Raw genomic sequence first — 15,500 nt, 5'->3', positions numbered from 1 at the left:
ATTATTATGCCATCTCGGACTCAATTCTCTGTTTCAATTTCTCTGGGCTTATTCCATTCTCAAGAAAACCACCTTTTGCAAAAGAAATTTCTCCGGTTTGTTCGGAGACGATGATTGCGAGCGCATCAGAATTTTCGGTGATGCCTGCGGCAGCGCGATGGCGCATGCCGAGGTTGGATGGAAAATCTTCGCGTTCGGTAATTGGCAGAACGCATCTTGCTGCGCGTATCTTTCCTCCCGAAATTATCACAGCGCCATCATGAAGAGGAGAGTTTTTGTAAAAAATGCTTTCCAGCGTGTTAGCGGAAATTTTTGCATCCATTTGTTCGCCCGTCTTAATGTAAAAGTTCAAATCAGAACCTGTAGCAAGAATGAGGAGCGCACCTGTTCGGGTTTCACTCATTTCTTTGCATGCTTTCACGATTGCCTGCAAGTCGGCAGACAGGATTTTCTTTTTGCTTTTCCACCCGAATAATTTTCTTCCGAAAGAAAACTTTTCAAGAATCTCGGGAGTGCCGATGAGAAGTAAAAATCTTCTGAGTTCGGGCTGAAAGACAATGAGCAGTGCAATGATTCCGACATTAATAAACTGACTGAGCAGTTCGCTGAGCACATCCATCTTGAGCGCCTGCACGATTTTCCACACAAAGTAAATGGCAAGAATGCCGATGAAAATATTCATTGCCACAGTACCTTGCACTAATCTGTACAATTGGTAAAGCAGTATGGCGACAAGGAAAATGTCGAGGAGGTCAATGAAGTCAAAAGAGAGGAAATCCATTTTTAACTAATTACGAATAAATGCATACGAATTTACAAATGAAATGTGAGTGTGAAGAAAAATGTTTTTTATCTATAGCAAGAAGGTTGTCTGCATAATCTTGGCGTAGAACAAACCACTACACAAGCATCTCTCATTTATTACAAGTTAAAACTGCCCGGCAATTACAAGAGGCAACAGAACAGTATTACGCACTAATCATAGTTGCTCCTATTTCACATCACGCTGCCTCTCTGTTTCTTTGTCTTATAAATAAAGACTCAGAAATATGAAAAACATTTTCACCGCCCTTGCGCTCCTCTTCACTGCAGAAATAATTTCAACCGATGCAATGGCAATCACCGATGCACTGAGAATCAGGATTGCAAGAGGAAGTTATTCCGATGAAACCATCATTCGTTTTGTAGATGGCGCAACAGTAGGCTTTGACGGAAGCTATGATGCATGGAAACTTTTTTCTTCAAACGCCTCGGTTCCTAACATTTTCACCAAGGATATTATAAACGATGAGCTTACCATCAACGCGATGCCGAAACTTGCTGCTTCTGTTTCTATGGATGTATTTTTAAAAATAGGAACTGCCGGCACTTATTCCATCACTCCTGAAGAAACCGGTGTGTTTGCCTCAGGCGTTTGCATTCTGATTAAAGATTTATCTACAGGACAGGTTTATGATATGAGAACGTCAGCTACTTATACGGTTTCGCTTCCTGTAATTGCTCAAACTGCTCCTCCAAGATTCAGAGTTTTCTTTTCTCTCCCCGGAACAGTTACGTATGTAAGCGTTGCCAACGGTTCATGGAGCAATCCTGCAACATGGTCTGCCATTTCCTGCAGCGCAACGGCATCAGCAATTCCTGATTCAATAAGCAATGTGGTGATTTCAGCAGGAACCAATGTGACACTCGATGCAAGCACGACCTGTATCAATCTTTCAAACTGCGGAACACTAGTAACAAATGCATCACTGACAGTTAAGGGTGATTGTGCAAATAATGGAACTTTTTCTTCCGGTACGCAGACCGTTACGTTTAAAGGAAATTCTATGCAGAGCATAAGCGGAAGCAGCGCAACAGCATTTAATAATCTCACCATAAATAATTCAACTCCATCTGAAGCACTGCATCTTTATTCTCCAGTAACTGTTAATGGAATTCTCGGATTAAAAGACGGACACATCACCACAACCACTTCCAATATATTATCGTGTGGAGTTGCTGCATCTGTTTCTCTGCTATGCACTCCGCAGGATAGTAGTTTTGTGAAAGGTCCGATGAACTGGAAAGTTAATGTGTCAACAGGTGTTACATTAGTTTTCCCTGTAGGAAAAGATAACTGCTACCGAAGAATTGATCTGACCGTTGACCAGCAGACAACCACTGCAACAACCTATACAGCAGAAATGGTAAACAACTCTGCCAATGCGTTAGGGTACAGTCTGCCGTCAACACTTTCAAATGTTTCACAGGTGCGTTACCATACTATTGCTCAGTCACCTTCAACAGCGATAGACATGGCGCAGGTACGGATTTATTTCGGCTGTGCCGGAATTAATGATAATGTTTCATCGCTTCCTCCCATCAGCGTTGCAAAAGATAACGGCTCAAATACATGGCTTGATTTAAGCGATACCCCTAATGGGTATTCCTGTGGAAGCACGTATTGGGGAAATGACCTTTCTGGAACCTTTACTTCATTTACCGGAACAAAATTCACGTTAGGTAATACTGGCCCGCCTGTTTTTCTTGAAGTGACGCTGATGAATTTTAACGCGAATGCGGCTGGAGAAACTGTTGAAACATCATGGGTAACAGCTTCTGAAAGCAACAGCGATTATTTTACGCTTGAGCGCTCAACGGACGGACAGCGATATGAAGCAATAGGACAAATCCCTGCGGCCGGAAATTCTTCAGAAGAAAGAAATTATAGAGTGAATGATGAAAGTCCTGTTGCAGGCATTTCTTATTACAGGTTAATGGAAACAGACAAAAACGGAAGATCTACTTACAGTCACGTAGTTTCAGTGAATATGGAAAACGAAAATTCAATAAATGTGTATCCAAATCCCGCATCTGACTATTTAATCATTACTCTTTCAAACAGCAAAGAAAAGGAATCTGTTGTTGCCATCAAAGATATTCTCGGAAGAGTATGTTATTCCCAAAAAGTAATTCCTGTATCAGATAATGAAACCATCCGAATAAATCTCGATGAAAAATTTTCCAGCGGGGTTTACATGGTAACTGCTTTAAGCGCAGAGAAAATTTCTGAACAAAAAATCATCATTCATTAAAATAATACCATGAATAAGATTTTCACTGCAATTCAGTTTAAAAATTCAGCAAAAAACTGTAAAACCTGTTAATAAAAAGATAAAACATTGGTCGCGCTAAACATGCCCATGATTATATTTTTTCATTTATTTGCAACATTGTTCATTGGGTTATTTGAAACATAATTTTTTTGAGGTGACCATCCTACAAGAGTAATTAATCTCGCCCCATGGCGTGATTCTTTTACCATCTGAAACCGCTTCAAGTATTTATTAACTTATTTTATTTGTAATCGTTATGATGCAATGAAATAAAATATTTGAAAAAATGGTTTTAAATAAATACATACTATCTTTTGACCCGCATTTTATTTCAAAGTATAGTGCATTTTCTGTTGTAAAAACATAAACAAATAAAACAATAAATTAAAAATAAAATTATGAAAAAACTATTACTCAATTCTGCTTTTTTATTTTTTACTTTCGGAGTGAAAGCACAAACCTGTTCGGATTTATTTATTTCCAAATATGTTTCAATGGGTGCCAACAATAAGTGTTTAGAGCTTTACAACCCTTCACCCAATCCAATCGTAATGAATGGAAAATATTATTTAGCAAGGTATAAAACACCCACTGTTTCGGGAAATACATCCGGACCGGTTCCTTCTTTCCCGAGTTTCAGCGATACGGTTTGGTTGAAAGGTAGAGTACCTGCTTTCGGAACATGGGTTGTTTGCAATCCTGAAACTGTTCCAAGTCCATCAAACAACAATGCTATCTGTGATCCCTTGCTCCGGGCCCATGCCGATCAAGTAGGTAATATTTATGGAACATACGGAAGCGGAGTAGGTGATCCAACTTATTTTAAAGGAAGCGATGCCATAACCCTCGAGAAAAAAGTTGGAAGTACAGTTACCATTGTAGACTTATTCGGAAGGTTTACCGATTACATGGCCTCCAGCACCGGAACACCTTCTGCTTGGTCAACAGTTGCTCCTTATACAGGAGGAACCGGAATGGGAGTTTGGATCACAAAAGGATATATGATGGAACGCAAGCCAACTGTTTTAATGGGAGTAACTGCCAATCCGTCTGCTTTTAATCCGTTGGCTGAATATGATACAATTACAAAGCCCCAAGTATATCAGGATACTATTGATGCATGGAATAAATTAGGAAATCATATTTGTAATTGCCCTGGTGCAGGAGTGAATGAAATTGAAAATCCATCTAATATTTCAATTTACCCGAATCCTGTTGCTGAATTTTTAAATATTATGATCATCTCTAATGATATAATAACCCATGTTGCTGTTTACGATATAGAAGGTAAATTAATAGCTGAGAAAAACGTTTTAAGTAACATTAAAAAAACTGAAATCACAACAGGGATTTTGCCTGCCGGAATTTATGTTGTGAAAATAAATTACCGCAATGGAAAATTAGGCGTTACGCGATTTATTAAAAACTAATTTAGATAAACCGAATTGTTTTTTATGAAGCGCGTAAGGATTTTTTTTTATCTGTTCGTTTTATTTTTTTTATCTAAGAGTGTATTATATGCCCAAGACAGTACACTTGTAGAAATTTCCGGTACAATCAAAGATGATATAACCAGAGAACCATTGATTGGTGCCGTTATTACTTACCTGCAAGGCAAAGGGGCCACTGCGGATATTGATGGAAAATATTCTTTCAAAATCCCATCGGGAGATTATACATTGAATGTATCTTACATTGGCTACGAAGTGCAGGAAAAAAAAATAAAAGTAAGTGAAAAAAAACAAATTATTGATTTCAGGTTATCTGGCAATGTGTCTTTATCAGAAGTAGAGATAGTGGCAGACATTGCTAAGATCAGGGAAACACCAGTGGCTGTCTCTACTATTTACGCTCAGCAGATTTCACAGGAGATTGGTGCATCTGATCTGCCGTTAATTTTAAATTCTACGCCCGGAGTGTATGCTACACAGCAGGGTGGCGGAGCGGGAGATGCCCGTGTGAATATCAGGGGCTTCGATCAACGATATGTGGCAGTGCTTGTTGATGGTGTCCCAGTTAATGACATGGAAAACGGGCAGGTTTACTGGAGCAATTGGTCGGGATTATCTGAAGTTACAAAACAAATGCAGGTGCAGAGAGGATTAGGAGCATCCCGCCTAGCGCTTCCTTCAGTAGGAGGAACAATGAACATCATCACATCCAGCATTGATGAAAAAAGATTTTTCGTAGTGAAGAATGATTTAGGAACAAACAATTATGGGCGATTTTCTCTCGGCTATAATTCCGGAATACTGAAAGATAAATTTGGAATCACGCTCGCAGGAAGTTATACAACCGGAAATGGATGGGCTGACCAAACATTTGAAAAGGTGTGGTCTTATTTTGGAAAATTCAGATGGAGAATAAATACAAAGAGTTCATTAATTCTTGGAGTGAATGGAGCCCCGCAATCGCACGGGCAAAGATCAACTCAAATAAATATGGCCTATTATGATAGAAACTTTGCTGTTCAGCAAGGAGTAAATGCCGATTCTATTTATTCATCTGCCACAAACAGCTATACTGATTCCAGCATAGGAGACAGAGGGTTGCATTATAATCCAAACTGGGGCTATGTGAATGGAAAGGCGGTGAACATCAAGGTAAATTATTTTCATAAGCCGCTTTTTAACTTATCCTGCTTTTTGCAAATAAATGATAAGTTGAATTTTTCAAATGTGCTGTATGTATCCATCGGAAGAGGAGGAGGAACAGGAATGTTTAATCCACCATCTTATAATAAGGACTATGACGGACAATTACTATTGCAGAACACGTATGATGTAAACTCAACTGCCATTCCTAACGGATTAATTCCGGGATTGAGACCTACGTCTTCTTTTATTTATTCTTCGGTAAACAATCATAACTGGGCTGGAACACTGTCAACTATTAAATGGAAAATTAAAAACACATTTGATTTTACCGGTGGATTGGATGCGAGATATTACAATGGAATTCATTATCAAACCCCCTATGATTTGCTTGGAGCAGACTACACACAACAACCATTGGGCAAAGACAAAAACTTAGCTCCGATCACAAAAGACCCTGATTCCTATGTAAAAAAGGTTGGAGATAAAATAAATTATAACTATCAAAGCAAAGTAACATGGCTCGGGGCATTTACACAATTGGAATATAAAGCAGAAAAATTTTCCGCCTTCGCTACGTTCACCGGCAGCCAGTCCTCTATGCAAAATATAAATTATTTCGGAAGAAAGGATGTGGTACTTAGTAAAAACAATATTGCACACAACGCTATCAGTTATGGCGATACTTTATATTATGACGGAAAAAATTATGGCGCGACAACCAACCCTTATGGAATTCCTAATGCAAACGGGATCACGCATAATACGGACGGCACCATTACATTTAAAGACAATATCACGAAGCAATACGTCACGTTGAATCCCGATTATAAAACGTACAATATCAATTCTTCTGAAGCAAGAATAAATACAACAGAAATAAAATACTACTATGGATACACATTGAAAAGCGGTATAAATTACAAGTTGAATGCTCAGCAAAATATTTTTACAAATATCGGGTACATGAATTTAGCGCCTAAATACAATAATGTTTTTGACAGAAGCGGCACTGAACTGAAAAATATAAGAAACCAACTGATTGAATCAGCAGAGATCGGTTATGGATTCAGAAATAAATATTTTGCTTCTAACATCAATGGCTATTTAACGTCATGGTTGAACAAGCCACTTGATTTTGCACTGACATATACTGATCCGCAAACAGGCAACTTATATTACTATAACATACCGGGTATTGATGCTTCGTTGATGGGTATAGAATTAGATTTTACCGTAAATATAAATCGCTTCATAAAAGTAAGCAGTTTTGGAATGTTGTCTGACTGGAGATGGGCATCAGGCAGCACCGCCTATATATTTACAGACGATGGTTCCCTGCTGGATTCTGTAGTATTTGATGCAACAAAAGTTCATATTGGAAATTCTCCGCAAAGGCAGATAGGCGGAAATATTCGGTTTGAACCGGTGCAGGGATTTTACATCAAGCCGCAAATTGTTTTCTTCGGTAATATGTATGCACAGTTTGATCCATCCAATTTAAAAGTTTCAGGAGCAAAGGATTACAGGAAATATGATTCATGGAAGATGCCGGAATATTATTTGCTCGATTTGTTTTTTGGTTATTCAATTAAAAAAACAAACAGTACAGAAGTTAGCATTACCTGTGCTATTAATAATGTAATGAACTCAGTTTATCTCACGGATGCCTCATTTGCTCCTGCCACCACACCTAACCAATACAGCGCAACGAACATGCAGGGATACATGGGACTTGGGCGAAGAATGACAATGGGAATAAAAATAATTTTTTAATAATAATTCAAATAAATTTCAGAATGAAAAAACAATTTCTTCTTGCATGTGCAATTCAAGCAATCGCAGTGCAAATTTTCGCGCAAACAATTTCTCAGGTCAGAAGTTCTGCCCTGAACACCACCGTAACAATAAGAGGCGTGGTCACAAACGGCTCTGAGTTAGGAAGTCTGCGCTATGTGCAGGATGCCACGGCAGGAATTTCTATGTACGGTTCTAACCTATCCTCTGTGAACAGGGGCGATTCAGTAGTAGCTACCGGCACACTTACCAGTTATAATAATCTTCTGGAGATAACACCCGTGACTTCTTTTTCTGTTCTTGCAACCGGAAGACCATTGCCCACTCCATTTGTCATTACCCCCAGCCAAATGATCGAAACATACGAAGCGGAATTGGTTAAGTTTAATAATTGCACATTTCCAAGCGGAGGAAATAATTTTGCGAGTAACACGAATTATAATTTCATCAGTTCAACGCAAACAGGAGTGCTTCGCATCAGTTCAACCAGCCCATTGGTTGGAACAATTATTCCTAATCAAAATGTGAATTTAGTAGGAGTGGCATCGCAGTTCTGTTCCTCACCGAACCCGGGATGCACTACAGGATACCAATTAATTTTAAGAGACCAGAACGATATTGTAAATACATCCACGATATGGATGACTTCTCAGCCCATTCCTACTAATATTATCACAACAGGTTTGACAGTTAACTGGGCAACTAACATCGCAGGAACTTATTACATAAAATATGGAAAGACTCCAAATCTTGAATTAGGCATTGTGAATGGTGCAGGAACTTCTGCAACTCCAGGAGTAAATATTACTGGCGCAACACCCGCCACAATTTATTACGCGCAGGTTTTTTCTGTGAATGGCAGCGATACAGCAAAATCATCTGTGAAAGTTTTTTGTACACAATCGCTTTCAACCGGCACTATTAAATCCTATTTTGTAAGAACAGTGGATACTACTGTTTCGAGCGGAACAAACGCCATTCAAAATACAGCGCTGGCAGATACACTTGCACAATACATCAATCGTGCGAAAAATACTATGGATATTGCGATTTATAACTGGGATAATTCTTCGGGAGGAACTCTCATTACCAATGCGGTGAATGCAGCTTATGTCCGCGGTGTGAAAATCAGGATTGTGTTTGACGGCTCAACAGCTCAATCAGGATTACAAACGCTTAACGCAGCAATAAAAAATGTGGCAAGCCCTCAGGGAGCAAGCTATACCATCATGCATAATAAATTTGTCATCATTGATGCCAACAGCAGCCCGAACGATGCAATTGTGTGGACGGGCTCCATGAACTGGACTTCCCAGCAGATGACAACCGATGCAAACAATGTGATAATCTTTCAGGATCAGAGTTTAGCCAGAGGATATAAACTGGAGTTTGATGAAATGTGGGGAGATAGCAGTGTTACTTCAAATCCTAATTCTGCAAATGCAAAGTTTGGTCAATTTAAAACGGATAACACTCCACATGAATATGAAGTAGGGGGGAAGCGTGTTGAATCTTATTTCAGCCCATCTGACGGAACAACCACGCATATTCTTTCCACCATCAGCACTGCCAATACTGATATGTATTTTTGGAGAATTGCTTATTACCCGTTCCGATATTGCAAATAAAATTGCTTCGCAGATAACAAACAACTCATTAACGGCTCAAGGAATACTGAATGACACTTCGGCAGCAAGCACTCCCTATTTCATTATGAAAGGTGTAATGAACTCTAATCTGGTTATCAGCAAGTATAGCTGGTTGTTTCATCATAAATATCTGATCATTGATCAGTCAAACACGGGTTCCGATCCATTGATTCTTACGGGTTCTCATAACTGGTCGAACAGCGGAGAAAGTAAAAATGATGAGAATACTGTTGTCGTTCATGACGCAACAACAGCCAATCTCTTTTATCAGGAATTTCATCAGCGCTGGCTGGATGAAGTGAACGGTGCGGGCATTAATGAAATAATAAATCAACAGGGCAATGCATTTATTTTTCCCAACCCTGCGAACAATGCATTTGCAGTTATGGTGGATGATAATACCTATGCGAAAGCAACGGTTTCAATTATTAACGTGTTGGGAAAACAAGTTGCTTCCTTTACAAACCTGAATAATAATAACGGATTAATAAATGTTTCTGATTTTAATTTAGCAGACGGCTTGTATCTGATCAAAGTTTCAATTAAAGAAAAGATATTTACTTCACGGGTTTTAATAAATAAATAATGAATGAAGGAAAGTTGTTTGTAATTGAAAGCGAAAAAGAGTGTTAGATTTTTTTCACATTCACGGCCTGATCTCCTCGTTTTGAAGCGCTCAGTTCAAATGTTACTTCGTCTCCTGTTTTGATGGGAGAAAGAATATCTTTAATGTGCACATAGTATTCCTTTCCGTCTTCAGGACAGGAAATGAATCCGAATTTTTTCTCGTTGTTAAAAAACTTTACTGCTCCTTTTTTCATGAATAAAATCAAACTTGAATATTAAGGTACGATTTTTTCAAAAACAGGATGATGGGTTTACTTAGGAAGTGTAATAGGATATGCACCCCCTTTCTCTGATGAAAGTTAAAATTTCAGATGCTTTACTGTTTGTCCTTTATTGATGAGTTCGTTCAACGCATCAATGCCGATACGGAGATGAGAGGATGAAAAATTTTGAGTGACCGTTTTATCGCTCTCTTCAGTTTTCACTCCTTCGGGTATCATGGGCTGGTCAGAAACAAGCAGCAAGGCGCCAACCGGAATTTTATTTGCGAAGCCGGTGATGAAAATGGTGGCTGTTTCCATATCTATTCCCATGCAGCGGATCTTTTTAAGATATGTTTTGAAATCGGCATCATGCTCCCACACCCTTCGGTTAGTAGAATAAATGGTTCCGGTCCAGTAGTCGCGCTCGTGATTTCTTATCGTAGTAGAAACTGCTTTCTGCAAACTAAAAGCAGGAAGTGCAGGAACTTCAGGCGGGAAATAATCATTTGAAGTTCCTTCCCCGCGAATAGCGGCAATAGGAAGGATGAGATCGCCCAGTTGGTTTTTCTTTTTTAATCCACCGCATTTACCGAGAAAAAGGCATGCCTTCGGTTCAATAGCTCCGAGCAGATCCACTACGGTTGCCGCATTGGCGCTTCCCATGCCAAAATTAATAATGGTGATTCCGTTTGCTGTAGCATTGGGCATGGGTTTGTTCACTCCCATCACTTTTACTTTATTCCATTTGGCAAAGAGTTCTACATAATGGCTGAAGTTCACAAGCAGAATATATTCTCCGAATTCATTAAGCTTTATACCCGTGTATCGAGGGAGCCAGTTTTCTACTATGTCTTTTTTGCTTTTCATGCCGGAATATATGTGCTGGTTATGCTTTGCTGTTTTTTACTTTCCGATTTAGAATGGAGGTAAAGATATAAACACTTTGATTCATCGCAAGATGCTTGCTTCATAAATTTAAAAAGTAACTGAAGAAAAAATTATTGCTTAATGATTTTTAAGTAAGAAATATTTTTCCCTTCTGTAATTATTTTGAGAAGGTAAATTCCGTTTGCTTCGCTCAGGTTTACGGTTTCTCCCGAAGATATTCCTGCGGAACTGTTCTTGTTTACGCTTTGTTCATGTATAATTTGTCCTAAAGAATTATAAATACGTATTTGAACTGGAAACTGTAACCCGTAGACCGTAAACTCCCCATTATTTGGATTCGGAAAAACAACTATGTTGTTTTCATTTGAATCTGAATTGTTCAACGCAATGCTATTTGAATATTCAAATTTTCCATCAAAATCAGTTTGCTTAAGGCGATAATAAAAAGTGGTTTCAGATTGAAGGTTTAACGTTTCAAGTTGACTATCAATAAAAGTATAATTTCTGATAGTTGAAAAATTTCCTGCGCCTTTTACTGTTCCGATTTCATCAAAAGTAATAGCGTCTAAACTTCTTTCAATGGTGAAGTAATCGTTGTTGATTTCTGAGGCAGTGCTCCAATAGAGATACGCTTTTTCATCTTTCAGGTATCCGTTAAACCTCAAAAGTTCAATAGGCAGAGATACGGCTGGTCCACAGCCAGTCACTCCCATAGTAACATACGTATAGCTTCCTGAGTAGTCATCGGCTCCAATATCCGCAGCACCGGATCGGGTAACACCATCAAAGTCAGTGGTAGTGCTCACAGCGGTTCCTGCATCTATTGCAGGGCTTCCGCTTTGAATATGTAAATCAGGAACACCGGAAGTGGTACTGTAAAAGAGAGGATCAGCGCTTATACTTTGTGCATCCTGACTAACTCCGGGTTGCCAGTTTGCGAGTGCAACATAATCAACTGCAGTTGCGTTGCCGAATTTATAACCCGTACCGTTTCCCCAACCATCGTTGTAATTGCTTGCAACTGTACTTGTGTTATCAAGAAAAAATGAATAATGGATTTTTGTGCCTGTGCTGTTCGACCTGCAGTTAACAAAGATATTATCCCGAATATCTTCCGTATTTTTTGGACTTATATTAGTATTGTTCCGTCTGAAAGCGTAGGTATTATTGGTTGTACCTGTAACGCCTGTTCCTCCAATGTAAACGCTGTTGTAATAATAATTCATGTAAGTGGTATTAACTCCACTGGTATAGCCCGAAGTATTATCAAGGATTCCGGTGATTTCTGCTCCTGAGGTGATGGATGAACCATCAACACGATAACCCAAAGCAATCATGTTGTTGCTGAATATGGAGGTGACAGCCGATGTCCAGCTAGAACCTACAGCGCCAATCCCAATAATCCTGGCATTGCTGCTTCCATTGGCTGCATCAAATCCATAAATCAGGTTTGCATTATACGTGTGCAGTTGTCCGGGTTCTCCTATTGCTGTGTATATACCGTAAAATTTATTTGCACTTGCACCTGTATAATTACTTTTAAGATTATAAATAGTATTGTTTGAAATATTCTGGGTAGTTCCGCTGTAGATACTATTGTTTGCAATCCCCACAACATTTCCATCATGCGCAATATATAACTGGCTGACACTGGTGGCTGTTGTTGCTGTCAGGTTGTAAATAGTATTTCCTGTGATAGTATTAGAACCGCAATCTGAATACATTCCGGTAACAGTAGCGGCAGTATTTACTGCATTCGTTGCCGTAATATTTGCCAGCGTATTATTAGTAAGAGAAATAGTTCCGCAACTATTATCAACCCATATTCCAACCGTTTTCCATTGCCCTGCGTTTTGAATGCTGTTGCAGGTAGCTGCACTTCCGATTAAATTGTTTGTAATGGAATAACTGGCTGAAGCGCTGCAGTCGGCAAGATGAATTGCGCCAAAAGAAGTTCCACCTGTAGCCGTTAAACTGATATTCTGAATAGTGTTGCCTGAAATAGTGGTAGCTCCTGCCCAAACATAAATACCTTCAAATGTCTGAATCGTATTTCCCGCACCGCCAACAGCACTGGTCCATGTGGCACCTGCACAAAGAGGAGCGCCACCTCCGATATAATTATTTGAAATAGTATTTCCGCCTGAACCTAAACCGGGAATAAAATTTATTACTGTATAGCGATACAACTGTTGTTCTGCGCAATCCAGATAAAAACTGTTTCCTGTTATAGTCCAGTTATCACCATAATCTGTATTAAGTCCGGTTCCGGTTACCGTAACTCCACAAGCTTCAGCAGTCAGCCCGGGAGTAAAACTGTGAATATTGTTGTTTAAGATGCTGATATAATTATTCGGATTAGCAGTTTGCCCATAGGCATATATCGCATTTATATGAGTAGTTGCACCGCTGGTGTATTTTGTTACATCACAATTCTGAATAGTAAGGTTATTATTTCCGGCAGACCAGATGGGATAGCTGCTTATATAAATAGTTCCGCTGGTGCTGGTGGAGTTCTGACTCTCTGTGCGAACATATTGCAAAACATCATAGGTTGCACCGTTTGAAAACTGAATTGCCGGTCCAACTACTGAAGCTGTCCGTGTATTTCTGATAATCCAGCTAACGGTAGTTCCGGCACCTCCTGCTCTTCCGTCAAATGTCACATAGTCAGCACCATTAAAGTTAATTAATGGAAAACCAGAGCCAGGGTCACCGGAAGTAGTAAGTGTTCCTGCTCCTGTAACAGGACGGAAGGTTGCTGTTGCAGAGGATATTCCTGCATATAAAATATTGATTGGATATCTTTCTCCTGCACCTGCGTAAGTTGTCTCTAATTCAAATATCACATTACAGCTAACGGGTCTGATGTTTAATGAATTCACTGCTTCGGTTATCGTTAGAAAATTTCCGGTCGGACCCACACTGTATGTTCCGCACAAAGCCGTTGCATTCTTAGTTCCTAAAACAAAATAACCAAGTGTGACAGGAACTGCAAGTGTTGAAGTTACTGTGGGCGCAGCGGTGTTTCCTCCCAAAGAAAAATATTGTCCGGCAAGTGTGCTTGAAGTAGCAACAGCAGTAGTTGCATCCGGCACAGGCGAAGCATCTGTCAAACTTATGGTTCCCGGGTTTGCAAGACTTGTAGGATTTGAAATGATGGTGGCGCTCCAGTAATTATCCGTATTGATGGCAGTTAAGCTTGGGTCAAAAGTGCCACCGCTGTTTGCATCAAATGCCTCCGCCCTTATAACCACTGTGCTCGCGGAACTTGTGGTGGAAAGTCCGTTAAATGTAACTTTCTGGCAAGCGGTTTTCCCTATAGGAAAGAGAATAGTTGCTGCGCTCAGGTTGGCAGCCATTGTGCGTTGCAAAGCGCCATTTACATAAGATGCCGTGCCACCGGTATTCGTAACAGAGGCAGCGGCTCCGTTGGTTACTGAAATTAAATTTCCACCGCTGTTGATTACACCGTTAGTAAGATTCAGTGTTCCTGCTGCGCCAATGGTCAGCGCTTGGGTTATTCCTACCGTACCGGCACTTGCTCTGTTCATTGTAAATGAAGTAAGCGTTGGAGCGGCAGTAAACCGAAGTGTTCCGTAATCTCCCCCGCTGCCGCCAATGGTTATCGCTCCGCTTGCTGTTATGTTTCCTGTTCCGGTGGATGCCATGGTTCCGTTTAAAGTAAGCGCGTTAGCTCCGACTGCAAAAACTCCGGCTGTCAATGTAAAAACTCCGGCAATGGTTGGACTTCCGACATTAAGAGTAAGAGTGCCAGCAGAATTAACAGTAACATTTCCAAAAGTCTGCGTCATGTTGTTAATGGTAGAAGTACCTGCATTAAAATTTGCTGTTGAATTAACATTATAGGTGGCAGTGGGTACCGATACTTGTATCGTTGTTATATGATTGTAATTTGAACCGCTGGCAAATGAAAGTGTTGCTGTTGAACTAACAACAGGAATACCACCACCCGTTTGGTAGTTATTTACTATAGTTCCTCCACTGCCAACTGTAACCAGAGTAGTTCCGATGCTTGATGTATTAAATAAACCTTTCGTGTTTAATTGTAATGTGCCGTCTATTTGTCCTCTCTGGCTTGCGGTAGTAAGAAAATTCAGAGTCAAAGTTGTGCCGGCTGACGTAAGTTGAAGAGTAGAACTTACATCTATTACAAGATTATTAATTAAGGTGGGTCCATTGATAGATAATGTTAAAGCACCTACCGCTCCTGTCAATGTAATATTACTACTGCTTGTTACGGTTAATGACCTGATGGTTTCCGTAGGAACAGCAGTTACATTTAAGGTGGTACCGCTGTTAAATAAAATGACATCATTTGCTGCAGGTGCAGCTCTTGCAGGCGACCAGTTAGTTGAAACCGCCCAGCTTGCGCCCGAAACGCCAGTCCATGTGTAAGTGGTTTGAGAAAACGCCTCGCCAGTAAAAATGAAAAAGAGAGAGAGAAAGATTTTAGTAATGAAACTTGAAAAAAAAGCAAACCTGTTCTCAGAAGAGAACCATGGAGAACACGCGTTTGAACAAGGATAGAAACGAAACATAATAACTGTATTTATTATTACTACACTTTCGTTTCATGGGGTATTATACAAATGTAAAAATAAATTATGACTTTATGAGCATGTT

General features: G+C 39.7%; 9 protein-coding genes. 5 read left to right on the top strand and 4 right to left on the bottom strand.

Going from position 1 to position 15,500, the window contains the following annotated elements; genetic code table 11:
* Positions 1–4: 4 nt before the first annotated feature.
* The gene (locus tag HY841_04905) at positions 5–781 is read right to left on the bottom strand and encodes a TIGR00159 family protein (GenBank protein MBI4930082.1); all 777 of its coding nucleotides are present in this window, start codon (positions 779–781) and stop codon (positions 5–7) included.
* Positions 782–1,049: 268 nt separating this feature from the next.
* On the opposite strand from HY841_04905, the gene HY841_04900 reads away from it, so the two are divergent.
* From HY841_04900 to HY841_04880, 5 genes are all read left to right on the top strand, one after another.
* Complete coding sequence (locus HY841_04900; protein ID MBI4930081.1) at positions 1,050–3,074, top strand: T9SS type A sorting domain-containing protein; 2,025 nt, start codon at positions 1,050–1,052, stop codon at positions 3,072–3,074.
* Positions 3,075–3,493: 419 nt separating this feature from the next.
* The gene (locus tag HY841_04895; protein MBI4930080.1) at positions 3,494–4,525 is read left to right on the top strand and encodes a T9SS type A sorting domain-containing protein; all 1,032 of its coding nucleotides are present in this window, start codon (positions 3,494–3,496) and stop codon (positions 4,523–4,525) included.
* A 24-nt stretch (positions 4,526–4,549) separates the two neighbouring features.
* The gene (locus HY841_04890) at positions 4,550–7,465 is read left to right on the top strand and encodes a TonB-dependent receptor (GenBank protein MBI4930079.1); all 2,916 of its coding nucleotides are present in this window, start codon (positions 4,550–4,552) and stop codon (positions 7,463–7,465) included.
* Between the two features lie 23 nt (positions 7,466–7,488).
* Complete coding sequence (locus HY841_04885) at positions 7,489–9,114, top strand: hypothetical protein (protein MBI4930078.1); 1,626 nt, start codon at positions 7,489–7,491, stop codon at positions 9,112–9,114.
* The gene (locus tag HY841_04880; protein MBI4930077.1) at positions 9,083–9,721 is read left to right on the top strand and encodes a T9SS type A sorting domain-containing protein; all 639 of its coding nucleotides are present in this window, start codon (positions 9,083–9,085) and stop codon (positions 9,719–9,721) included. Before HY841_04885 ends, HY841_04880 begins: the two co-directional genes overlap by 32 nt.
* Positions 9,722–9,764: 43 nt before the next feature.
* Here HY841_04880 and HY841_04875 read toward each other — a convergent pair whose 3' ends face one another.
* From HY841_04875 to HY841_04865, 3 genes are all read right to left on the bottom strand, one after another.
* Positions 9,765–9,956: a cold shock domain-containing protein gene (locus HY841_04875; protein MBI4930076.1), complete on the bottom strand. Its 192-nt coding sequence runs from the start codon at positions 9,954–9,956 to the stop codon at positions 9,765–9,767.
* Positions 9,957–10,061: 105 nt separating this feature from the next.
* Positions 10,062–10,832: an AMP nucleosidase gene (locus tag HY841_04870; GenBank protein MBI4930075.1), complete on the bottom strand. Its 771-nt coding sequence runs from the start codon at positions 10,830–10,832 to the stop codon at positions 10,062–10,064.
* A 131-nt stretch (positions 10,833–10,963) separates the two neighbouring features.
* On the bottom strand, positions 10,964–15,415 hold the full coding sequence (locus HY841_04865) for a T9SS type A sorting domain-containing protein (protein MBI4930074.1): 4,452 nt from the start codon (positions 15,413–15,415) through the stop codon (positions 10,964–10,966).
* Positions 15,416–15,500 lie beyond the last annotated feature (85 nt).

This window comes from Bacteroidota bacterium (genome assembly GCA_016213405.1).
Taxonomy (GTDB): Bacteria; Bacteroidota; Bacteroidia; order Palsa-948; family Palsa-948; genus Palsa-948.
Note: the sequence above shows the minus strand (reverse complement) of the source record. Positions and strands in the feature narration are given on the sequence as shown.

Excerpts from the sequence above, each read along its gene's own strand:
- HY841_04890 (MBI4930079.1), top strand. The coding sequence starts at position 4,550 with ATGAAGCGCGTAAGGATTTTTTTTTATCTGTTCGTTTTATTTTTTTTA.
- HY841_04875 (MBI4930076.1), bottom strand. The coding sequence starts at position 9,956 with ATGAAAAAAGGAGCAGTAAAGTTTTTTAACAACGAGAAAAAATTCGGA.
- HY841_04895 (MBI4930080.1), top strand. The coding sequence starts at position 3,494 with ATGAAAAAACTATTACTCAATTCTGCTTTTTTATTTTTTACTTTCGGA.
- HY841_04900 (MBI4930081.1), top strand. The coding sequence starts at position 1,050 with ATGAAAAACATTTTCACCGCCCTTGCGCTCCTCTTCACTGCAGAAATA.
- HY841_04905 (MBI4930082.1), bottom strand. The coding sequence starts at position 781 with ATGGATTTCCTCTCTTTTGACTTCATTGACCTCCTCGACATTTTCCTT.
- HY841_04865 (MBI4930074.1), bottom strand. The coding sequence starts at position 15,415 with ATGTTTCGTTTCTATCCTTGTTCAAACGCGTGTTCTCCATGGTTCTCT.
- HY841_04870 (MBI4930075.1), bottom strand. The coding sequence starts at position 10,832 with ATGAAAAGCAAAAAAGACATAGTAGAAAACTGGCTCCCTCGATACACG.
- HY841_04885 (MBI4930078.1), top strand. The coding sequence starts at position 7,489 with ATGAAAAAACAATTTCTTCTTGCATGTGCAATTCAAGCAATCGCAGTG.